19 protein-coding genes and 1 tRNA gene are annotated in these 21,858 nt (G+C 50.5%); 10 read left to right on the top strand and 10 right to left on the bottom strand.

The genetic code is table 11. The annotated features are described in order from the left end of the window. Positions 1 to 115: 115 nt before the first annotated feature. Positions 116 to 4,435 (bottom strand): T9SS type A sorting domain-containing protein, encoded by a 4,320-nt coding sequence (locus D6024_RS22880; RefSeq protein ID WP_162944958.1) that lies wholly within the window; start codon positions 4,433 to 4,435, stop codon positions 116 to 118. A 322-nt stretch (positions 4,436 to 4,757) separates the two neighbouring features. Here D6024_RS22880 and D6024_RS22875 point away from each other — a divergent pair, with 322 nt between their 5' ends. Both D6024_RS22875 and D6024_RS22870 read left to right on the top strand, forming a co-directional pair. Next, positions 4,758 to 5,684, top strand: a complete 927-nt coding sequence (locus D6024_RS22875; RefSeq protein ID WP_121357146.1) for a sterol desaturase family protein — start codon at positions 4,758 to 4,760, stop codon at positions 5,682 to 5,684. 502 nt (positions 5,685 to 6,186) lie between these two features. After that, positions 6,187 to 6,501 (top strand): hypothetical protein, encoded by a 315-nt coding sequence (locus tag D6024_RS22870; RefSeq protein WP_121357145.1) that lies wholly within the window; start codon positions 6,187 to 6,189, stop codon positions 6,499 to 6,501. Between the two features lie 79 nt (positions 6,502 to 6,580). Here D6024_RS22870 and D6024_RS22865 read toward each other — a convergent pair whose 3' ends face one another. From D6024_RS22865 to D6024_RS22850, 4 genes are all read right to left on the bottom strand, one after another. Further along, positions 6,581 to 6,751 (bottom strand): hypothetical protein, encoded by a 171-nt coding sequence (locus D6024_RS22865; protein WP_162944957.1) that lies wholly within the window; start codon positions 6,749 to 6,751, stop codon positions 6,581 to 6,583. Positions 6,752 to 6,865: 114 nt separating this feature from the next. Further along, positions 6,866 to 6,947 (bottom strand) — tRNA-Leu (locus D6024_RS22860). A gap of 46 nt (positions 6,948 to 6,993) precedes the next feature. After that, positions 6,994 to 8,013, bottom strand: a complete 1,020-nt coding sequence (locus D6024_RS22855) for a DMT family transporter (protein WP_240410128.1) — start codon at positions 8,011 to 8,013, stop codon at positions 6,994 to 6,996. Positions 8,014 to 8,040: 27 nt separating this feature from the next. Continuing rightward, positions 8,041 to 8,853, bottom strand: a complete 813-nt coding sequence (locus tag D6024_RS22850) for a 2,3,4,5-tetrahydropyridine-2,6-dicarboxylate N-succinyltransferase (RefSeq protein ID WP_121357143.1) — start codon at positions 8,851 to 8,853, stop codon at positions 8,041 to 8,043. 28 nt (positions 8,854 to 8,881) lie between these two features. Between D6024_RS22850 and D6024_RS22845 the strand changes: the two genes are divergently transcribed. The 4 genes from D6024_RS22845 (at position 8,882) to D6024_RS22830 (ending at position 12,715) form a co-directional block, all read left to right on the top strand. Next, positions 8,882 to 9,874, top strand: coding sequence for a glycosyltransferase family 9 protein (locus tag D6024_RS22845; protein WP_121357142.1), 993 nt, complete (start codon positions 8,882 to 8,884; stop codon positions 9,872 to 9,874). Continuing rightward, complete coding sequence (locus D6024_RS22840) at positions 9,864 to 10,439, top strand: L-threonylcarbamoyladenylate synthase (RefSeq protein ID WP_121357300.1); 576 nt, start codon at positions 9,864 to 9,866, stop codon at positions 10,437 to 10,439. Before D6024_RS22845 ends, D6024_RS22840 begins: the two co-directional genes overlap by 11 nt. A 114-nt stretch (positions 10,440 to 10,553) precedes the next feature. Then, on the top strand, positions 10,554 to 11,984 hold the full coding sequence (locus D6024_RS22835; RefSeq protein ID WP_121357141.1) for a CCA tRNA nucleotidyltransferase: 1,431 nt from the start codon (positions 10,554 to 10,556) through the stop codon (positions 11,982 to 11,984). Between the two features lie 158 nt (positions 11,985 to 12,142). Then, on the top strand, positions 12,143 to 12,715 hold the full coding sequence (locus D6024_RS22830; protein WP_121357140.1) for an IS1096 element passenger TnpR family protein: 573 nt from the start codon (positions 12,143 to 12,145) through the stop codon (positions 12,713 to 12,715). A gap of 217 nt (positions 12,716 to 12,932) precedes the next feature. Here D6024_RS22830 and D6024_RS22825 read toward each other — a convergent pair whose 3' ends face one another. Further along, entirely contained in the window at positions 12,933 to 13,358 is a 426-nt protein-coding gene (locus D6024_RS22825) for a nuclear transport factor 2 family protein (protein ID WP_121357139.1), read from the bottom strand. Between the two features lie 306 nt (positions 13,359 to 13,664). Between D6024_RS22825 and miaA the strand changes: the two genes are divergently transcribed. Beyond that, entirely contained in the window at positions 13,665 to 14,564 is a 900-nt protein-coding gene (gene miaA, locus D6024_RS22815) for a tRNA (adenosine(37)-N6)-dimethylallyltransferase MiaA (protein ID WP_121357137.1), read from the top strand. 106 nt (positions 14,565 to 14,670) lie between these two features. On the opposite strand, the gene D6024_RS22810 is transcribed toward miaA, so the two are convergent. Continuing rightward, complete coding sequence (locus D6024_RS22810) at positions 14,671 to 15,795, bottom strand: cellulase family glycosylhydrolase (RefSeq protein WP_121357136.1); 1,125 nt, start codon at positions 15,793 to 15,795, stop codon at positions 14,671 to 14,673. A gap of 211 nt (positions 15,796 to 16,006) precedes the next feature. Between D6024_RS22810 and D6024_RS22805 the strand changes: the two genes are divergently transcribed. The 3 genes from D6024_RS22805 to D6024_RS22795 all read left to right on the top strand — a co-directional run bounded on the left by D6024_RS22805 (position 16,007) and on the right by D6024_RS22795 (position 18,527). After that, the gene (locus D6024_RS22805; RefSeq protein WP_121357135.1) at positions 16,007 to 17,164 is read left to right on the top strand and encodes a galactokinase; all 1,158 of its coding nucleotides are present in this window, start codon (positions 16,007 to 16,009) and stop codon (positions 17,162 to 17,164) included. Between the two features lie 62 nt (positions 17,165 to 17,226). After that, positions 17,227 to 17,811, top strand: coding sequence for a peroxiredoxin-like family protein (locus D6024_RS22800; RefSeq protein ID WP_121357134.1), 585 nt, complete (start codon positions 17,227 to 17,229; stop codon positions 17,809 to 17,811). Between the two features lie 350 nt (positions 17,812 to 18,161). Then, positions 18,162 to 18,527 (top strand): DMT family protein, encoded by a 366-nt coding sequence (locus tag D6024_RS22795; RefSeq protein ID WP_121357299.1) that lies wholly within the window; start codon positions 18,162 to 18,164, stop codon positions 18,525 to 18,527. Positions 18,528 to 18,807: 280 nt separating this feature from the next. On the opposite strand, the gene D6024_RS22790 is transcribed toward D6024_RS22795, so the two are convergent. The 3 genes from D6024_RS22790 to argS form a co-directional block, all read right to left on the bottom strand. After that, positions 18,808 to 19,323 carry a hypothetical protein gene (locus D6024_RS22790; RefSeq protein WP_162944956.1) on the bottom strand — a complete coding sequence of 172 codons (516 nt, stop codon included), beginning with the start codon at positions 19,321 to 19,323 and terminating at the stop codon, positions 18,808 to 18,810. 31 nt (positions 19,324 to 19,354) lie between these two features. Then, positions 19,355 to 19,732: a glyoxalase superfamily protein gene (locus D6024_RS22785; protein ID WP_121357132.1), complete on the bottom strand. Its 378-nt coding sequence runs from the start codon at positions 19,730 to 19,732 to the stop codon at positions 19,355 to 19,357. A gap of 77 nt (positions 19,733 to 19,809) precedes the next feature. After that, positions 19,810 to 21,720, bottom strand: a complete 1,911-nt coding sequence (argS, locus tag D6024_RS22780) for an arginine--tRNA ligase (protein ID WP_121357131.1) — start codon at positions 21,718 to 21,720, stop codon at positions 19,810 to 19,812. Between the last annotated feature and the right edge of the window lie 138 nt (positions 21,721 to 21,858).

Here is a 21,858-nt window from a genome sequence, read left to right as displayed (position 1 = left end):
AAAAAGAATCGTCTTTCTCGAAGTGTGTACAAAACTTTCAGGGTAAAGGGGGTACGGGTTACCGCGGAAAAAGCTTCCGGCAATAGAAGCCGGAAGCTTTGTGTTTTGCGATGCGTTACTGGATGATGATCCGGGTGCTCAATGCCTCACCCTTGCTTCCGACGAATCTTACCAGGTAAACTCCTTTGGCTTTGCCGCGAAGGTCTAGGCCGTAACTATTTCCATCATGTGTATTCACCTGCTTTTGCTGCACGACGTTTCCCTGGGCATCCAAAACGGTCATTTGTGCAACCGTTGAAACAAAGTGCCGGGTAGATAACCGAAACAATCCTTTGCCTGGGTTCGGATATACCTGCACACTTGCAGGCTGAACTTCTTGTCCGACACCTGCCGGTGTACGAACGGTTGAGACAAAAGCACAGGGTCCGTACATGTTGGGTCTGACATTTCTTGTGACAATCGCGGACTCGTTGCCATAGTTGTCTTTCAGCCGCAGCTGGTAGCGACCCGGGGCGAGGTTTTGGAACGTATAGCCTGTCGCCGGTCCTTCCACATAGTTTGTCCCGCCGTCAATGGAGTACATAAACGGTGCGGCCCCGCAGGTGGGAATAATGGAGATGTTGCCATCATTGGCGCCGCAACTGGCATCCAGGACAATCGTACCGTCGTTCCGGAACAGCGGACCGCCATAGATTTTTCTGATTTCTCTTGTGACAATGTCACTCTCGCAGCCGTCAGCATCTTTGATTCGAAGCTGGTAGATGCCGGCTGCAAGATTTTGGAAGGAGTAGCCACTATTGGGTCCTTCCACATAGCTCGTTCCGCCATTGAGAGAGTACAGGAATGGTGGCGTGCCGGATAAAGGAAGAAGGGAAACCTGCCCGTCATTGCCGGTGCAGGAAGCATCAAGGACGATCGTCAGGTCATTGCGAAGAACAGGAGGCACGCAGGGACTGGTTGGATAGGAGGTAAGAATTCCATTGCCGTAAGCGTACATGATTTTACCAACAAGTGCCATGTTCTCGATGCCTTCGGTGCCGCCAAAGTCAGAAGTAATGATGCCGTCGTTGCCAAAGGTTGGATCCTTCTGGCTGTCATTATACCGTGCCAGGGCAAAATCGCCGTTTAGCGTGCCTCCAAGATAGAATTGACCCGAATTGGCGGCAACGACCTTTGATACTGGGAAAGGAAGATTTACAATGCTAAACTGCGGGTCAAAAAAGCCATCAGGAGTTGTTTTGATCATCGTGCCGAAATCATTTCTGGCAACAAGAATGGCATCCCTTGCGAGAACAGCAACCAGCCCTGCACCAAACCCGCTGCTGATGCCTGTGCCATGTCCTCCAAAAGAAAGGTCGATTGATCCGTCGGTTGTAAGGCCAGCAAGAACAACGGAATTGTTTTCAGTGTTCCTGACCTGTACCACTATACGGCCGTTGTGCTGGATAACAAGGGCCGCGGGTAAGTAACCTGTTAAAACACCTGGAACGGTTGGGTTGGTATTGAATGGTAAATCAGCTGTACCGTCTTCATTCAACCGAAGCAGAATAGTATAATTGGTATTGTTGGTTCGTAGCCAATAACCGTAGGTAAGCACAGGCTTGTTATCGCTTTGAATGGCCAGTTGTCCAAATTGGAAAATGGGTTTGGTGGGATCATCCACCCGATGCGAATAAATTTCCTCAGCGCTGCCATTGGAGCCAAAGCTGTTGTCAGGATTGCCGTTGCTGTCAAACCGGGTTAGACGGTACGATTTCGAGTAAGCGCCTACATTGATCCAATTTTTAAAAATCTCGGCGACAATAATTCTTCCGTTGCTATCGAGAGCAAGGTCATGGAGAATATTTAAGCTGACAAAACCAGGTAAGGATATGACCTTGTTTTGCATTTCTGCAGAGTCAATTATCATTACCCCACCGTTTCCAAAAGAGGCATCCGGTGTGCCGTTAGTGTTGAAACGGTAAAGCTTATTCAATCGATCCTGTTCGATTATTGCTATTAACTTGCCATCCTTTTGAAAAGCAGTTTTGATAAAGTCAGGCGTGTTTTCGTAAGTAGTAAAAAGGCCATTACCATAGACATATATCTGATCGTCTATTAACGCCATATTTTCTATGGCCTCAGTTCCACCAAAATCGGTTGTAATCATTCCTTCAGTTCCAAATCTCCGGTCAACTGAGCCATTCTTGTTGAGGCGGGCAATTGCAAAGTTTCCGCCTGATCCACCCCCAACGAGTATTTTGTCATCAGGAATGAGCGTTTTATCGTTATAGTGAATAAGCAACTTGTTGGCGGGTGACATCAATCCCTGCACAACTCCATTCAGTCCAAAACTTGCGTCAATTGTACCATCGTTTCTGAAACGAACAAGTTTATTGTCGTGCGTAGCAACAACAATTTTTCCATCACTTTGCTCGGCCATTCGTTGCCTGTCAAATCGGTCAACACGCAGGTCATAAATTGCCGCACCGCCTTTGCCAAAAGTAGGATCAAACGACCCGTCGCTTTGCAAACGGAGCAGCAGCATGGAGTCCACGTAATCATTGAGCACATAAGAATAAGAATACTTTTGCGCTTGAAGCACAATTTTCCCATCATGTTTAATCAGGAGAGACATGGGTACGAAATCATCTCCGTTTGATTGAATTAAAGGATCTGAATGAGTGGTGAAATCTATGCTTCCATTCGAATTCAACCGTATTAGCGATATATAGTGTGAATACCCGCTTCTTGCGTAGTGAGCTGACGTCATCACGATCTTGTTATCATTTTGTACAGCCAGCGGACCAAACCACACTGGATAAAAAGGGTTGTCCTGTGCAATAGCATCGGTTTTCCCGTTCTTGGCAAAAGAGACATCGACGGTTCCGTTACTGTTGTAACGGCGCAGAAAATAATCGGTGACCGGCGTGCTGCCAATGTGATAGGTAAATTTTTCTGCTACGATGATCCTTTCGCTTTTGTCAACGGTTATACCAGCAGGCAAATTCGAATCGCTAAATACGGGATTAATATTGAACACGGCCGAGTCGATATCTATCATTCCGGCATTGCCAAATGAAAGATCCAAGGTTTTGTCAAGGTTGTAGCGGTAAATCCGGTTCAAGCCAGCTTGTTGTATAAGGCCGATGATTTTTCCATCCGGTGTAAATGCTGTATGCGTGAAGCTTTGACCAGGGGCAAGAAAAGGGTAGAATTCCGGAGCCATGGGTGCTCTTCTATTGACTGTGTCCGCCGTTGGGCCACCACCAATATTATCAGGACCAGTGTTATTGCTGATGACAAAAAGGTTTTTGAAAATACGCTTGATATCGCGACCCCATGGAGTATCTCCAAGGAGTTTTGATGTTCTTCCGGGGCCAATCTCCAATGTATCACTAAACAATCTTGTGAATTCGTCTATTACCCTTCGGCCATTGGCATTCCTTTCGACTGAAATATAAAATTCATCTCTTGCTGAATTATCCACCGCATAGGCACCATAATCCTGTAACGCCTTGGCGATGATCATCCCTGGCAAAGATTCAAGTTGCAGTAGGTTACCTGTGCAATTGAGGCAGGTGTCGGCAGCACTGGTTGAAATTTTACTTCCCTCGGGTATTTTCACAAGATTGATATTTCGGTGAATGGCCAAGAGTGCACCTATGCGCATTGCTGTGTCTGTACTGCCATAATAAGAAAAACTATCTTTAATATTTTTATAACCATGATCTTCTTTAGTTGCAGGCCATCTGTGTCCATCGCTCGCTAGTGCAACATCACCCTTGTAATAATTCAGAGCTCCCCACATTAAAAATTTCAAGGCATGTGGAATGATTCCGGCTGAAATTTCATCGTAGCGAATTGTACCTCCAATAGATGATAAACCACTTCCCCCATGTTCGCCCCTTATACATTCTCCCTTTAGCACACAGGAATCCGGAGGGTAATTGTGTGTTGCTGATGTAATGGTGTCGGGATAGCATTTGGCAATTGGGTTAGTTTGCTCAAAACTGCCATTCGGAAGCAGAATAGCCGTACAGGCATCTGGGCGGTGCACATTCCATGTTTCTGGCGCATAAATCCAGTTCCGTGGGATTGGTGCATAAAAGTAAATTGTACCATCCGCTAGGACGGTGTCTTTTCCATTCTCGCCAACGTCGATATAGACAGGACCCCGACAGCGATTATAACGAGAATCCCATCCAGACCAGTTTTTGTAGACGGGCATCATGGGTTCATTTGGTGTTTGGATTACAATATCTTCTTCAGCTGACAAGGAGGTTGTATCATTAACCACAATGTGCGCTTTAGTATATACTGCATTTTTATGAATAGGCATGTTCCAGATAGACGTCTTTGCAAAGGGCCATTTGAGCGGGTCCCGTCCGGTAACTTGTTCCTTGCTGCTATGGGGCATGAAAAGGAGAATGCAGGACAGAAGTAGAATTTTCATAACAATAAGTTTTGTTGTGTATGAATGGCAGAAATCTAAGTGGAGACTGATTGGAGTGGGAAACATTCAGGGTATAAATAATTACTGAAGAGCCTGCGTAGTGATAAAAAAAATTTCAACACCCAGAATGTTTGCCGCTTTCTTTTCAAAGCGTAAAAAAGCTTTCAGAAATTCCAAAAAGCTAAAATACCGGCAATAGGAATTGCCTTGAATGATAGCCATCAACGGGTAAACTGATGGTCATCACCAGCGTCACTGACAAGGCAGAGCTACCCTTTACGTCAGCAAGATTGGTTTTGCGCTATTGTCTTACCTTAGATCCATGCCTCCCGCCATTCTTTACTATGCTATTCCCGGCTTTCTTTTGTTGCTCTCACTGGAAGCCTGGTTTTCATACAGGGAGAACAGGCATCTTTATGAAACAAAAGATACCTGGAGCAGTTTGTCGCTTGGCATCGGCAATGTGGTCATCGGCTTTGCCACCAGGGCCATGATCTGGGGACTGTTTACATTTCTCTATCGGTACCGGTTTTTCGATCTTGATTTTCATGTGGGGTGGTACTGGGTGCTCCTGTTTTTTGCCGATGATTTTTCCTACTATTGGTTTCACCGCACGGCACACAACGTAAACTGGTTTTGGGCTTCGCACGTGGTGCACCATTCCTCGCAGCACTATAACCTGGCGGCCGCGTTGCGGCAAACATGGAAGGGCAATGCCACCGGTGCCTTTCTCTTCTGGGCTTGGATGCCGCTGCTGGGTTTTCATCCGGTTTGGATTCTCTTTATGCAGCAAATCAGTTTGATCTACCAGTTCTGGATACACACCGAAGTGGTGGACAAATTGCCTGCGCCGTTGGAATACGTGTTGAACACGCCGTCGCATCACCGCGTACATCATGGCACCAACCTCAAATACCTCGACAAAAACCACGGGGGAATCCTGATTATCTGGGACCGCCTGTTTGGTACGTTTCAGCCCGAAGAAGAAAAGCCCACCTACGGCCTCACCAATAATATTGGTTCGTTTAACCCCTTCATCGTTGCATTCAAAACATGGAAAGAATTGCTGCAGGAAGCACGCAGGTCCGGATCCATTCAGAAGGGTTTTGCCTATTTGATCAAACCGCCCGGCTGGAGCCACGATGGCAGCAGCAAAACGGTCAGGGAATTACGTTCGAAAGCACAGGGAGTTGCAGCAACACTGAATTCCGTTGCTACCGAAAAAATATGCAGTGGGCAAATGCAATGATCTTTCCTGCACGACCAACGACGAAAAATTTTCCCACTGCTTTTCTGTCTGCGGACATCTTTCAGCCTTCATCTGTCACCGGGTAATTCCTTCGCGCTGGAAAAGCAATTTGACTGCGGCAATCGCCGGAGATAAGAGTGCGATTAAAATCTGGAGAGATGTTTTGTAATTTATCCGGCAGCCATTATTTTTGCTCCACTTCCTCCTCTGAATTTCCGTATCCCTTCCTCTGAACTTCCACCATTTTTAAAACCTACTTTATGAATCTGTTCAGAAACATTTCCGAAAGGACCGGAGCCTTCATTTTCTTTGGCTGCTTAATCACACTGCTCGTCGTTCTTTACAAACTGACCATGTAAACAGGCCGCTTGTTGTCCGACTGCTGACGGGTCGATGGCTGCACAATTTTTATCCGTGCAGGCAACGACTCGTCATTTTTGCAGAACAATTTTTAAAACGAACAGGCAGGCAGAAACGGTTGCTTGGCCGGAACCAATGCGTTATGCAGTTTCCGTTTGTTTACCTGGGTTTGCCTTTAGAGCAATACCTTGTAAAAGCTGCATTTCTCCAATTGCTGATTGGTATTACTTATACATGTATAATCGAACTTTTTGAATTCCGAATTCGAAAACCGGGATACGGATATACCGTCCTTATAAAGTCGGTAGCCAGGTGGAATAGTATACCCGAAGCTGCTGTTGAGCAACCTGTTTTGGTGGTGGGCAGCGCTGGTTTTTTGCATTGTCTGAATGCTGCTCTTCCAAAACACAGGGCCGCCGCCGGCCCACCAACCATCCCTGTTTTTTTCAAAAAATAATCCGCCAGCAGCGCATAGGCCAGTACGTTGTTCGTGAATCCTTTTTTCTGGATGAAATCAGGTTTGGTAACGCAGGCCGTCAGTACACGGCCACGCCAATGGTCTTTCCCGGCCCAGGCACCGGCAAAATAACCCCTGTCAGGTAGGGGAGATCATCCTGCTCAATCCCGACCGACAATTTTTTTTTGGAAGGTTGCGCAAAGCAAGTAGCGCCCAGGAAAAGACTAACGACCAAGGTGGCAATTTTCATCAGGCAAATTTGCCAGCTCACTGTTTGTTTTGTCATGACCGGCATCACAAGGCAACGTGATTTTTTATGGCGATCCTGGGCACAAAAAAGCTCCGAAAATTCGGAGCTTTTTTGTGCCCAGGACTGGATTCGAACCAGCACACCTCGCGGCGCCGCCACCTGAAGACGGTGCGTCTACCAATTTCGCCACCTGGGCATCCGCGTACTTCGTACTTGGGGTTGCAAATATAGAGGAAACTGTTTCAAACTTCCAACAACTTTTTTTGCGGTTTCCAGCTAAGCAGCAAAATCCCGGCAATGACCAACAAGGTGCCGATGATTTGCTCGCCAAAGATTTTTTCACCCAGCACATAATGGGCCTGTACGATGGTCGATACCGGCCCGATACTCGAGAGAATGGCCACGTTGTTGGCGCCAATCCGTTTCATGCCTTGTGCCAGGAAAAAGGTGGGAATGACCGTTGCAATAACGGCCAGCAAAATCCCGTACGGAATAAGGGCGCTGTTCAGCAAACCGTCGACGGATTTTCTGGTAACGACATAATGTAGCAGCACACCGGCCGTCGCGGCAAGCATGGCATAGGCAGTAAACTTGTTCGACCCGGTCCGCGGAATGACCCTGCCGCTCCCGGCCAGGTAAATGGCGTAGGTGACGGCGCAAACGGCGACACAGAAACTTCCCCACCAAAATCCGCTGCTGCCCGAATCGAGCCTTACTTCACCCACGAAGGCGATGCCGATCCCGAGATAAGTCAGTACGAGGGCCAGCCATTGATTGCGCAAGACAGGTTGCCGGAAAACTAAAAAGTTGATCAACACGGCGAATGTTGGATAGAGAAAAAGGATCAGCCGTTCCAGGCCGGCGGAGATGTATTGCAGGCCGATAAAATCAAACAGGCTGCTGAGATAATAGCCAAAAAGTCCAAGGAAGATGGTCGCTGCCCATTCTCTTTTTGTCATCGGCACATTGGCCGCCTGCCGGCTGACCAGGACAGCGGCGAAAAGGTAAAACGGCAGAGAGAACAGCATGCGCAATGCAAGCAGTGTCACGGCATCGACACCGGTTGCAAAAAAAGCTTTCTTGACAAAAATGGCTTTGGTGGAAAACAGGATGGCCCCCAGCAGTGTAAACAGAAAACCCGCAAGTGGTAAGGGAGCCTTTTGTGTGGATTTGTTCATCTCTAATGCAAAACCACGACGGTCGCGGGCAACGAGGTCATTTACGGGAATCTTTCGTTGGTTGGTTGTGCCTTCGTGGTTCAAAAAAAGCCTCCCGCAGGAGGCCTGGTATTATACGGCAACATTAAAATCACGCAGGGCGTCGTTCAGGCTTGTTTTCAGGTCGGTGCTGGCTTTGCGCTGCCCGATGATCAGGGCGCAACTCACGCTGTAGTCACCGGCCGGGAATTTCTTCTGGTAACTGCCCGGGATCACCACGCTGCGGGCCGGCACACGGCCGCGGTATTCCACCGGTTCGCTGCCGCTGACATCGATGATCTTAGTCGATTGCGTAAGAGCCACGTTCGCGCCAAGCACCGCTTCTTTTTCCACCCGCACACCTTCTACAACGATACAGCGGGAGCCGACGAACACACCATCCTCGATGATCACCGGTGATGCCTGCAGGGGCTCCAGTACACCGCCAATGCCTACGCCGCCGCTTAGGTGCACGCCTTTTCCAATCTGTGCGCAACTGCCAACCGTGGCCCAGGTATCGACCATGGTGCCTTCATCCACGTAAGCGCCGATGTTGACATACGACGGCATCAGCACAACGTTTTTGGCAATGTAGGCACCATAACGGGCAACCGCATGGGGAACGGCACGAACCCCCAAATCTTTATAATTTTTTTTCAGCAGCATTTTATCGTAAAACTCGAACGGTTCGACGCTCCAGGTTTGCATCGGCTGGATGCCGAAATAAAGAAGGATGGCCTGCTTTACCCACTCGTTGACCTGCCAGCCATTTGCCGTGGGTTCGGCTACCCGCAAACGACCTTTATCTACCTCTTCAATTACCTTGCGCACCGATTCCTGGAATGCCTGGTAGGACATCATTTCTCGGTTCTGCCAGGCTTGCTCGATAGTTTCTCTCAAATTCATGGGTCAAAAATTATTTTTGCAAACTTAAATGGAGAAGACGAGAATTCTGGTTCGGTTGCCAAATTGGTTGGGCGACATGGTGATGGCGGCGGGAGCCCTGCAGCAGGTACAACATTTCTTTCCCGGCGCCACGGTTAGCGTGATTGTCAAAAAAGGCCTGCAGGACCTCCTGCCTTTTTTCCCGCCAACAGAGCAGCAGTTTGTTTTCAGCAAAGCCGGCTACCCGGGTCCCAAAGGGCTTTGGCGCTTTGGCCGGATGATCAAACAACAAGGACCATTTGACCTGTACATTTCGTTCCCGGATTCGTTTTCCTCTGCCCTGATGGGTTTTGCTACCGGCGCAAAAAAGCGCATTGGCTTCAAAAAAGAAGGACGCGAAATTTTGCTGACAAACGCCTTCGTCAAACCCAAAGGGCTTCACCGCGTAGAAGAATACGTGAACCTGCTGGAACAGTTTACCGGCAAAAAAGCCAGGGCAGTTTCCGTTTCGCTCCACCATGCATTCGCAAAGGAAAATGCCACGGTGATTAACGTGAATTCGGAAGCCTCTTCCCGCAGGCTCACGGTGTCCAAGGCTGTTGAAGTGATCGATGCGGCGCGGAAAGCCCTGCCCGGAAAAATCTTCCTGGTCGGTGGGCCGGCCGAAAAAGCCTTTGTGGAACAGGTCTTCGCGGGCCTGCAAAACAAGGAAGGCATTGAGTCGCTTGCCGGTAAAACCTCGCTGGGTGAGCTGGCGCAGGTTCTTGCTACAGCCCGTGTTGTGCTGACGACCGACTCCGGCCCGGCACACCTGGCCAATGCCCTCGGTACCCAGACCGTCGTGCTGTTCGGGGCCGGCAACGAGGCCAACACGGCGCCGTACAACAAAACGGCTGTGAGGGTGACTCGCCTGGGACAACTTTCCTGCGAGCCCTGCACCAAAAATGTCTGTGTGCGTTTTGCTACACCACAATGCCTCGAACGGCTGGAAACGGCCACGATCATTCAAACCGTTAATGAAAGAAGAGAATATGGAAATTGATTTTAGCCGCGAAGTGGAAGCGGCCCTGCTGGCCCTGCGAAACGGGCAGGTAATCCTGTACCCGACAGACACGATCTGGGGCCTGGGTTGCGATGCAACTAACGAAGCGGCCATCCGGGAAATTTACCGCATCAAGCAACGCGACGACAGCAAAAGCCTTATCATCCTCGTGGCCGACGAACGCGACATCCTGCAATACGTTGCAGCGCCCGACCCGGCCGTTTTCGATTTTATCGAAGGACAGACAAAACCCACGACCGTCATTTTCGATGGCGCCATCAACCTTCCCGACGCACTGGTGGCCGAAGACGGTTCCATTGCCATCCGCATTGTGCAGGACGAGTTTTGTCGCCACCTGGTGCGCCGTCTGCGCAAACCCCTTGTATCCACCTCGGCCAACATCAGCGGCCAGCCCTCACCACGTTTTTACGACGAGATCAGCGAAGCGGTCAAAGCCCAGGTTGATTACATCGCGAAATGGCGCCAGGACGATAAAACGCCGTCGCAGCCATCGCAGATCATCCGCTGGAAGGGCAACGGCGAATTTGACTACATCCGGAAATAGGCAAGTCCAAAAAGCATAAGAAAAGACGGCCCCGCAAGATTGAACATCGAACCTCGAACACCCAACCCCAAACTCCCAACACCAAACCCCAAACTCTCTTAGCTTTGCCGCCTGATGGAAATTACGTGTAGCGAAAAGGAACTCCGGATATTTCACAAGGTTGGGGAGGCCGCCGGGGAGTTGGGATTGCCCTGTTACCTGGTCGGCGGTTTTGTGCGGGACAAGCTGCTGGGGCGGCCGACCAAGGATGCCGATTTTGTCTGCGTGGGCGATGCGTTGCAACTGGCCTCGATGGCATCCCGGCGTTTTGTGCCGCATCCGAAAGTGAGCCTGTTCAAGAATTTTGGAACCGCCCATTTCCGGCTGGCCGATGGTTTTGACCTGGAATTTGTAGGGGCACGCAAGGAAAGCTACAAGCGCCATTCCCGCAAGCCCGACGTGGAGCCCGGCACCATCGAAGACGACCAGTGGCGAAGGGATTTTACCATCAATGCCCTGGCAGTGTCGCTAAACAAGGAAGATTTTGGCACCCTGGTCGATCCGTTCAACGGCATCGAAGACCTGAAGAACGGCATTATCCGCACGCCGCTGGAGCCGGCGCAAACCTTCAGCGACGATCCCCTGCGCATGATGCGGGCCATCCGCTTTGCCGCGCAGTTGGATTTCTCCATTTACCCCGCCACGCTTCGTGCCATCAGGGAACAGAAAGACCGAATACGGATCATTTCGCAGGAGCGCATCTCGGATGAACTCAACAAGATCATCCTGAGCGCAAAACCGTCCATCGGGTTTAAACTGCTTTACGATACGGGGCTGCTGCAACTGATCTTTCCGCAAATGGTCGACCTGGCCGGTGCGGAGTATATCGATGGCATGGGCCACAAGGACAATTTTTATCATACCCTGCAGGTGCTCGACAATGCAGCCGACCGGTCGAAAAACCTCTGGCTGCGCTGGGCGGCCATCCTCCACGACATCGGCAAACCCCCAACCAAGCGTTTCGAAGACGGCCACGGCTGGACCTTTCATGGACACGAAGTCGTAGGCGGCCGCATGGTGCCCAAAATTTTCAAGCACCTGAAATTGCCCCTGGGTGACCAAATGAAATATGTTCGCAAACTGGTGGAACTGCACCTCCGGCCGATTTCCCTTACAAAAGAAGAGATCACCAACTCGGCCATTCGCCGCCTTCTCTTTGATGCCGGCGAGGATTTCGACGACCTGATGATCCTCTGCGAATCGGACATTACTTCGAAAAACAAATTCAAGGTGCGGCGCTTTCTGGAAAATTTTGAATTGGTGCGGCAGCGTTGCAGGGAGGTCGAAGAGAAGGACCGTATCCGCTCCTGGCAGCCGCCGATCACCGGGGAAATGATCATGCAGACCTTTGGCATTCCGCCTTCTAAACCGGTGGGGGTTATCAAGGATGCCATTAAAGATGCGATCCTCGATGGCGTTATCGACAATAATTACGATGCGGCCTTTGCGTTTATGTTACAAAAAGGGCGGGAATGCGGACTAAAGCCAATAGCAAGCAGCGAGTAGTATTTAGCCATTTTGTTCGGTCTGTTCTCCACGATTTCGGTTTGTTGAAAGGCTGATTGTTAAAGACAGAAAAGAAAGAGCGAAAAGGCCACTCGCCACTTGCTACTCACTACTCGCTTTTTCTTATATTTGAGGTTTACGTTTGTTTAAACTGAGCTATGGCCATACTGAAATTCAGGATCTATTTTGAAGAAGATGACAGCGTGTACCGTGATATTGCCATCCGGCACAAGCAAAGTTTTTTTGAACTGCACGAAACGATTTTAAAGGCATTTGAGTTCGATACCAAACACGGCGCCACGTTTTTCCGCAGCAACGACAACTGGCAGCGGGGAAGAGAAATCTCGCTGGAACAGTACCCCAACCGGACCTACAAAGCGCCGCCGTTGCTGATGAAGGACACCACCATCGGTTCCGAGATCAAGGACCCCAACCAGAAATTCATTTACCTCTACGATTTTGTCAAGGGCTGGACCTTTTTGGTCGAATTGATCAATGTAACCAAGGAGGAAAATCCAAAGGTGACCTACCCGTCCATTGTGCGCAAGGAAGGCATTCCACCAAGCCAGTACGGCACCAAGAGCCTGCTGGGCGAACGCTTTGCCGACGTGGAAGAAAAATACGACCTCACCAAAGGCGCCGAAGGCTTTGGCGAAGAAGGCGAGGAGGGCAACACCGGCAACGATGAATTTGGCAGTGAGGAAAGCGGCAGCAGCGAAGAGGAGTTTTAAGCTGGACCGAATGTCTCACATAAGAATTTGTAAACGCTAGGAGAACGATGTCTTAAACTGTTTCGCTAAGAGTACTGTCGAATCAATACTTGAAGCTGCGGTATTTCTCTTGCCGCTCACGGCAGAAACCAGGCTGCAACCGTGATATGATTAACAGGAAAAGAGCCATCATCGGCTCTTTTCTTTTTGTATACATTAATCAAAACAAGGGCTGGTATTACGATGTATGAAATGCCAGTTTCTCTTCTTCAATTTTTTCCTTTTTTGTCGGAGTGGCATTGTAGGTCTTGCTAACGATCAGCCATTTCCCTTCTACCTTCACGAGCTGAAAATAGTTGATATAGTCATGCCCATAACCTGACTCCTGTACCATTTCGACATTTGCCGCACCGCCTTCGTAATGGATGGAAGAAATAAAGCATTGGTGCGGCTCACCGGTTTTGGCAGGTGGTTCATTGGCCTCAATGAAGGCATAAAGACCTTCTATCGGTGTTACAATGGTTTGTTCGCCGCTGCTTCCGTACATCATTGCATTTGGATGAAATGCTTCGCGAAGCAGCGCGACATCACCTTTGTGACAGCCTTCGGCATACTTGTTAACGACCTGGGTAATGGCTGATAATTCTGCATTGCGTGGATTCATGATTCTGATTTTTGAAGTGATGAATAATTGGTTTGCAGCTTTCACCGGAGAGCGGTGTAATCAGAAGGGAAGGCATGTTAAATTAAAAAAAATAATACTGCGGAACAAGCCGGGAAACAGGCCCGGGGCTTCGGGCTAACCATTTCAAGAACACCAACCGTGCGGCCGGCCTGCTAATGGTCGCTTCGACTTTTTCCTCCGGGCGGGAATTGATGTGAAATAGTAAAAGCCAATCTATGCGATCCGCCGGTGCTCTTTCCCCGCTCTCAAATAAATTCATTTCTTTGAGCCTTTATTTTTCATCCTGTGTCGCAGAAAAACAAAACGGTCATCATCATTGCCGGGCCCACTGCCGTCGGAAAAACAGCCATTGGCATTGCCGTTGCCAAACACCTGCAAACGGAGATCATCTCTGCCGACAGCCGCCAGTGTTTTAAAGAACTGAATATCGGCGTGGCACGTCCGTCCGCAGAAGAACTGGCCGAAGTCCAGCACCATTTTATCGCCTCGCATTCGATTCACCAAAAGGTCACGGCCGCTACGTTTGAAGCCTTCGCTTTGGCGAAAGCGACGGAGTTGTTCAAAAAGCACGATCACGTGGTGATGGTTGGAGGCACAGGTTTGTACATTAAAGCGTTTACAGAGGGCATGGATACGATCCCGGATGTGCCCGAAGTGTTACACGCTGAAGTGGTGGACGCCTACCGTGAAAACGGCCTGGAATGGTTGCAGCACCAGGTCAAACTTCTCGACCCGCTGTTTTACGAAAAAGGAGAAATACACAATCCCCAGCGCATGATGCGGGCCCTTGAGATCGTGAAAGCTACCGGGCAATCCATTCTTTCCTTTCGCACAGGCGAAAAAAAGAGGCGGGACTTTGAGACTGTCAGGATCGCCCTGGATCTGCCAAGAGAGCAATTGTACCAACGGATTAATCACCGCGTTGACCTGATGATGGAACACGGCCTGCAGGAAGAGGTGAGAGCCCTGCTGCCATACCAGCACCTGAATGCCCTGCAGACGGTTGGCTACCGCGAACTCTTTGATTTTTTCAATGGTGAAACCACCCTGCACGACGCCGTGGAAGCGATCAGGTTAAATACCCGCCGTTACGCCAAGCGACAGCTTACCTGGTTCCGTAAAGACAGGGAATACCAATGGTTCCCGCCCGATGCAACCACTGTTATCAACGCCTTACCCCATTAAAAAAGGCTATCCTAAGACAGCCTTTTTTAAAATATTCGGATTTCACGCAACCTTCCTTCACCCCAATTCCTAATATCCAATAACTAATATCCCAATATCTGCTTCCCTACGCCACCTGCAACGCCTTCTCCTGTTGCTTCTTCAACATGCCCTTTAAGAATTCCACTTCCTCCCGGATGTAGGGCTCACCGTTCTCGCGGAAGATGTCATGGAACCAAAGTTCCGGCTCGTTTTCGTAGCGAATCTGCCAGCTGTCCCAGGGGCAGTGCGTCTGCGACTTACCGGCCACAAATCCCCAGTTGTAAGCGCCGATGCCGTATTGCTTGAACAGGGGCAGGATTTCCTGGAAGGTGCTGTTGAACATCCGGGCCATGTACTCGGTGCAGAGCATCGGGCGGCCGTAGCGCTGGATGTCCCGGATTCGTCTTTCCATGCCTTCGCGGTTCTCGTAGCAATGAAAGCTCACAATGTCGGAATGGCTGAACATGTAGTTGTCCAGGGCCGTGATGCGGCTATCGCAACCCCACTCGTTTTGCCAGGGCGCCATGGTGATGGGCTGCGTGGGATTGATCACCCGCACCCAGTTGATGGTCTTTTTCAGCAGGGCCATTGACAGTTCGGCCTTGTGCACAATGTAATCGTCGTCCTTGTACGAGGTCAGGTTCATGTTATCCGGCTCGTTGTACAGGTCCCAGATCAGCACCCGCTCGTCGTTTTTAAAATGGGAAACAACACCGTGCACATAGGCGTGCAGGCTGTCGTAGCGGGCAGGGTTGTTCAGCACATCATACCCCGGACTTTGTACCCAGCCGGAGTTGTGCACGTTGTGCTTGGGTTGCGGTTGTACGCCCAGTTTCGGGAAAGGGTCCCAAACGGCGTCGAACAGCACCAGCATCGTCCGGATCTTGTATTTGTAAGCGATGTCCAGGAAGGTATTAATGCGGTTGAGAAAACCCTGGCTGTCCTGGTCCCAAAGGAGGTTGTGCAGGAACACCCGAACGGTATTGAAACCCAGGCTGGCAGCCCAGCCCAGCTCTTTGTCGATCAGTTCCGGTGAAAAGGTTTCGGCCTGCCACATTTCCAGCTGGTTGATGGCGTTGCTGGGGATGTAGTTGCAGCCGACAAGCCAGCCGTTTTTCTCCATCCATTCCTGGGCTTTCTCAGCGGTCCAGCGGTAGGCAAGTTCGGAATCATGGGCGGCAAAAGGCACGGTGTTTTGGGTGGCAATCATATGTTCAAAGGATTAAAAAGTGTTTGGATTTTTTTCGTGGTGATTAGGACCCAAAATTGTTCGAAAAGGTTAACCTTGTCAAGCCATTTTCGGGTTTTCTCTGCATTTTATCGGTGAAGCGGGAGAAAGATAGGTCGAATGAAAAAAGCCCTTTTTTAATCGCCCAAACTGGCCGTTATTTGCGACGGTTTTTCACATAATTTTTAGGGATATGAACCATCAGTTAAGCAGCAGCGTCAGGGAACGGTTTCAACAGCGCTTTGGCGCAGAACCTATTGTGGTGCGGTCACCGGGACGGGTAAACGTGATCGGCGAGCATACCGACTACAACAACGGCTTTGTGTTGCCGGCTGCCATCGATAAAGCCATCTACATCGGCATTGCCAAACGCGACGACGACCGGATCGTTTTGTACTCCGAAGAATTCAGGGAAGAAGAGCAAAGCACCGTACTGGGAGTAGCCATCAGCGACAAGCACTGGGCCAATTACATCCTGGGCGTGGTGGACCAGTTGAACAAACGGGGGCACAAGCTTGGGGGTTTCAACCTGAATATTGATGGCGATGTGCCGGTCGGCGCCGGCCTGTCATCTTCCGCCGCGGTGGAATGTGCCACGGCTTTTGCGCTGAAGCAATGCTTTGGCCTGGACTTCGACAAAATGGAGCAGACAAAAATTGCCCAGAAGGCCGAGCACACTTTTGCCGGTGTGATGTGCGGCATCATGGACATGTTTGCCTCCACGTTCGGAAAGGCGGGCCATGCCCTTCGCCTCGACTGCCGCATCCTCGATTATGAATATGTTCCCCTCGACCTGAAGGGCCATAAAATTCTTCTCCTGAACACCAATGTGAAGCACTCGCTTTCTTCATCTGAATACAACACCCGCCGGCAGGAGTGCGCCGAAGGCGTGCGGCTGTTGCAGGAAGGCGGCGAAAAGGTGGAAAGCCTACGCGACGCCAACCTGGAAATGCTCGACCGGCATGTAAAGCCCGTGAACGAAACCGTTTACCGCCGCTGCAAGTTTATTGTAGAAGAGAACAAGCGGCTGCTCACGGCCTGCGAGGCGCTGAAAGCCGGCGACCTGGCGACACTGGGCAAAAAAATGTACGGCTCGCACGACGGCCTGCAGCACGAATACGAAGTAAGCTGCAGGGAGCTTGACTTTTTGGTGGATGCGGTTCGTGGTAACGAAGCGGTTGTCGGGTCCCGTATGATGGGGGGCGGCTTTGGCGGCTGTACCATCAACATTGTCCGGGAAGATGCCATCGAGCCATTGGTGGCTGAACTCAGTAAGCGGTACGAAGAAGCGATGGGCCTGCAACTGACCTCTTATATCGCCCTGCCGGACGATGGTACCTCGCTGGCGTAAGAAACTGTTAATCCCCGTCGTGGAAAACGGCCAGCAACTATTTTTGGGAGACAAGCGTTTTTATGAAAAAAGCATTCGTCTCCCTTTTTGCTGCCCTAGTTGTTTTGGCGGCACAGGCCCAAAAACCCGAAGGGCTTTTCATCAACTCCAAAGCTCCTGAATTCAAACTCAAAGACCAGAGGGGGGTAGACGTCTCCCTGAAAGAGCTGCGCAAGAAAGGACCCGTGGTGCTGCTGTTTTACCGCGGCAACTGGTGTCCCTTCTGCAACCGCGAGCTGAAAGCCTTCCAGGATTCCCTGGCGCTCATCCAGGCGAAAGGAGCGCAGGTGGTGGCCATCACTCCCGAAACGGAAGAAGGAATTGATTCGACCGTTAAAAAAACAGGGGCTATTTTTCCTATCCTCCGCGACGAAGACATGAAGGTGGCGTCGAACTACCAGGTGGCTTTCCAGGTAGACGACCGGACTCTGAACCGCTACAAGGTTGGTGGTATTGACCTGCTCAAACAAAATGCGCAAAAAGTGGCCATGCTGCCCGTACCGGCTGTTTATGTCATCAATAGGGAAGGCTCGGTTACCTTCCGCTACTTCGACGAGAATTACCGCAACCGTGTATCGGTAAAAGAGATTTTGAAGAACATCAATTGAACCGCTTCGGCCACCGCTTCTTGCGTTGTTTCGAAATAGGAAAACCTTCATCTTTATTGATGAAGGTTTTTTTGTCGCCGGCGAAAGAATAGACATTGAGCGTCTCTTGCACGGTTTATCCCGACGAACGGTACACTTCAGCGTTCTGAACACATCTGGACAACAGAAAACGCCATCTCTTCAAGAGATGGTGTTCTTACGCAGGTAAAAAGCATTGGGGCGACGCTGGCCTTCGTGCATTGTGTTTTCCGCTCGGCCTCATCCGGCCTTTGGCCACGTTCTCCAAAAGGAGAAGGAAAACAGAAATCCGTTTGGTTGGGGGGGCGGGGCGAGGTGTATATTTGCCGCCTATGAAAGGTCTTCTCACGATTGGCTTACTCATCGTTTCCAACATCTTCATGACCCTCGCCTGGTACGGACACCTGAAATTTAAGGAATGGGGCTGGCTGCAAAAAGCAGGGTTGATCACGTTTGTATTGGTAAGCTGGGGGCTGGCTTTTTTCGAGTATTGCTTCCAGGTACCGGCCAACCGGTATGGCTTCAGGGAAAACGGCGGACCCTTCTCGCTCTTTCAACTCAAGGTGATCCAGGAAGTCATTACACTCACCATCTTTGTCCTGTTTGCCCGGGTCTTTTTTAGCGGCGAACACCTGACCTATAACCACGGCATTGCCGCCCTGTTGCTGGTCGGGGCCGTGTTCTTTGCCTTTCGCTAAAAACCGGCACACAAATCTGTGGCGTGAATGGTAAATTGTCAATGGTGAATAGTGAGTGATGTAGTGTGATAAGAACGGATACAGTAATAGGAAATGTTTTATTTCAGGAAAAGCCCGAAGGGCTTTTCTGTTCGCAGCCGGCGGTGAGAACCGGCGGAGGCGGGATCTGTAACGATACCAAAGCCCTGAAAAGGCCCAATGGAGCCAGGATGACGGGGTTGCACAAGAAATTAGCAGGTTGATTTAATGCGCTTCTGCATGCACCCTTCACAACCCACCCTTACTTTACTTCCTTGTAATCGCTGAAACTGTTTTTGCTCCACACGTCCGGCGACGCATGGCTGCCTTCTTCAAAATCAATACGCACAAAATTGATTCCCTGAACAGCCGTGAGGTTCAGCACCGCCTGTGCAATGTATTGCTCCGACCCGGCACTTCCCATTTGTTCCGTCAAATAGGTGGCGTTTGCAATCTTCGTGTAGAGTGTATCATGGCCGATACGACTTTTCTCCAGCCGGATCTGCGGGTACATTTCATTGAGGCCGGTGATCAGCGTGTCCACATTGTAAAAGGAGGGATGCACAACGGGGTTTTGTTTTTTTGTCTTCGCTTCCGTGTCGGCCATCCAGATGTAATAACTCTGCCGGTCGGTGGGCGGCAGTTCCGACTCCGGTACATCCGTTGTGTCCTGTTCTCCCACAACTGTTTTGCTGGAGTCGTTGGCAGCGGTTTTATCGGCTTTGTTGCCGCAGGCCCAGAGCAAAACAGGCAGAGCGAGAAGAAAAACTCTTTTCATGCTGTTGGATTCAATCGTTGAAAAAAAAGGTCTATGATTTTGCCACATTCCGCTCTACCAAAATCAACTGGTTATGGAACGGATCGATGACCGTAACTTCCAGTGCCTTTTCATCATAGAACGGAACGTGGATGCCCGGCCGGTTGTATTTGTATTGCTTTTGCAGCAAAGCGGCATGGTATGCTGCCAGGTCGTCAAAGTTGTCAATAAAAACCCGGGAGCCTGGTGTGCCGTCGCCGCTGTGTTCGGAAAGATGCAGCACAACATCCCCCCGCGAAACCTGCAGGTATACCGGAGAATTCCCTTCAAACCGGTGCTCCCAGTCAATCTGGAACCCCAACCAGTGTACGTAGTGTTCAACAGCCCGCTGGTAATCAAAAATGCGCAAAACAGGTTTCACAACCGCCATAATAAAAACGTGGTTTAAAAAAATAATATCCCAATATCTCAATATCCAATATCTAATATCTAATATCCACCATCGCACTACATCCTCTCCGGCACCCGGATTCCCAGCAACTGCATGCCTTCTTTAATCACGCCGGCCGTCAGCTGGCAAAGCTGCAGGCGCAGTTGTTTCTTTTCCTCGCTTTCCGCCTTCAGCACACTGTGCACGGTGTAAAACGAATTATAGCTTTTCGCTACCGCATACACGTAGTTGGCAATGGCCGAAGGATTGTGTTCGGTGCCTGCCTGCTGCACCACATCCGGGAACTGTTCCAGGAGGAGCAGGAGGTGTTTTTCCAGCGGCAGTAGTGGCCCGTTGCCGATTGCCGATTGTCCATTGTCCGCCGGTGCTTCCTTCCGCAAAATAGACTTCAGCCGTGTGTGGGTGTATTGAATGAACGGCCCGGTAAAGCCCTGGAAGTCGATCGACTCTTCGGGGTTAAAGACCATCTTCTTTTTGGGGTCCACTTTCAGCAGGAAAAACTTCAGCGCACCCAGGGCGATCGTTTCATATAACTCTTTAAGTTCCTGCTGGCTGAAATCGGAAATGTTGCTTTTTTCGGCGGTGACTCGTTCTGCCTGTTTCACCATTTCATCCACCAGGTCGTCGGCGTCCACCACGGTTCCCTCGCGGCTTTTCATACGGCCGCTGGGCAGCTCCACCATGCCGTAGCTCAGGTGGTGAATGCCGTCTGCATAAGGTGCGCCCAGTTTTTTCAGGGTCAGCTCCAGCACGGTCATATGGTAATTCTGCTCGTCGGCGATCACGTAAAGGCTTTCGTTGTACGGAAAGTCCTCGTATTTCTCCTGCGCCAGGCCAAGGTCCTGCGTGATGTACACCGACGTGCCGTCTTTGCGAAGCACCAGCTTTTCATCCAGGCCTTCCTTCGTCAGGTCAACCCACACGCTGCCGTCGTCCTTGCGGTAAAAGACACCCTTGGCGAGGCCTTCCTCCACGAATTTTTTTCCCAGCAGGTAGGTTTCGCTTTCGTAATAAATTTTATCAAAGTCGCTGCCGATGCGCTGGTACGTGGCGTCGAATCCTTCGTACACCCAGCCATTCATCCTGCGCCACAGGTCGATCACTTCCGGCTTGCCGGCCTCCCAGTCGCGCAGCATTTCCTGCGCTTTTTTCATGATGGGCGTGTTGGCGCGGATGATCTCCTTGCGGTCGTCGGCAATCTTTTTTAGTTTATCCTTGTCTTTGTCAGTGGTGCCGGTCACAGCACTGGTGGCTGCGTCCAGTTCGAGCAGCCGCTGTTTATCGCGGTCCGAAAAATCTTCATAGTTGCCGGCTTGCACTTTGGCGGAAAGCACTTCGGCTTCCTGCTTGATGCCGTTCTCGCATTTGACGTAATAGTCGCCCACAAAATGGTCGCCTTTGGTCCCCGTCGACTGCGGCGTTGCGCCGTTGCCATAGAGCTGCCAGGCGATCATGCTTTTGCAGATATGAATGCCGCGGTCGTTGACGATGCAGGACTTCATCACCTCGTTGCCGGTCTTTTTCAGGATCTCGGCCACGCTCCATCCCAGGAAATTGTTGCGCAGGTGGCCCAGGTGCAGTGGTTTGTTGGTATTGGGAGAGGAGTATTCGATCATCACTTTTTGACCGGTGGCAGCGCCGGCACCAATCGATTCGCTGCGGTAATTCCCCTGCAGGAACTGAACAAAAAGGTTGTCTGCAACGGTCAGGTTCAAAAAGCCCTTGATGACGTTAAAGGCGGTGAAAAGATCGGGCTGCTGGCTGACGAGGTATTCGCCAAGTTCAGCACCGAGTTGTTCCGGCGCTTTCCGCAATTGCTTTACCAGCGTAAAAAGGACAATGGTATAGTCGCCCTCAAACTCGGGCTTGGTTTGGTTGATGGTGATTTCTTCAGGTGTGACTACAACGCTAAATTTTTCTCCGATCGCTTTTACCGCCGCATCTTTAATCGTCGCAACAAGGCTCATTCTCTTTGTATTTTGGGCGCAATTTACGCCCAGACCCCGGAGGTATCAAAAACCTCCGGGGTCTGGGCGTGTTCAGGGCGGACGGCTTTTTGTCCACTCTTAACGATTTCTCTACCGGCCGGAAAAAGAAAGGGTGGT

This window comes from Flavisolibacter nicotianae, assembly GCF_003628535.1.
GTDB classification, from domain to species: Bacteria; Bacteroidota; Bacteroidia; order Chitinophagales; family Chitinophagaceae; genus Flavisolibacter; species Flavisolibacter nicotianae.
Note: the sequence above shows the minus strand (reverse complement) of the source record. Positions and strands in the feature narration are given on the sequence as shown.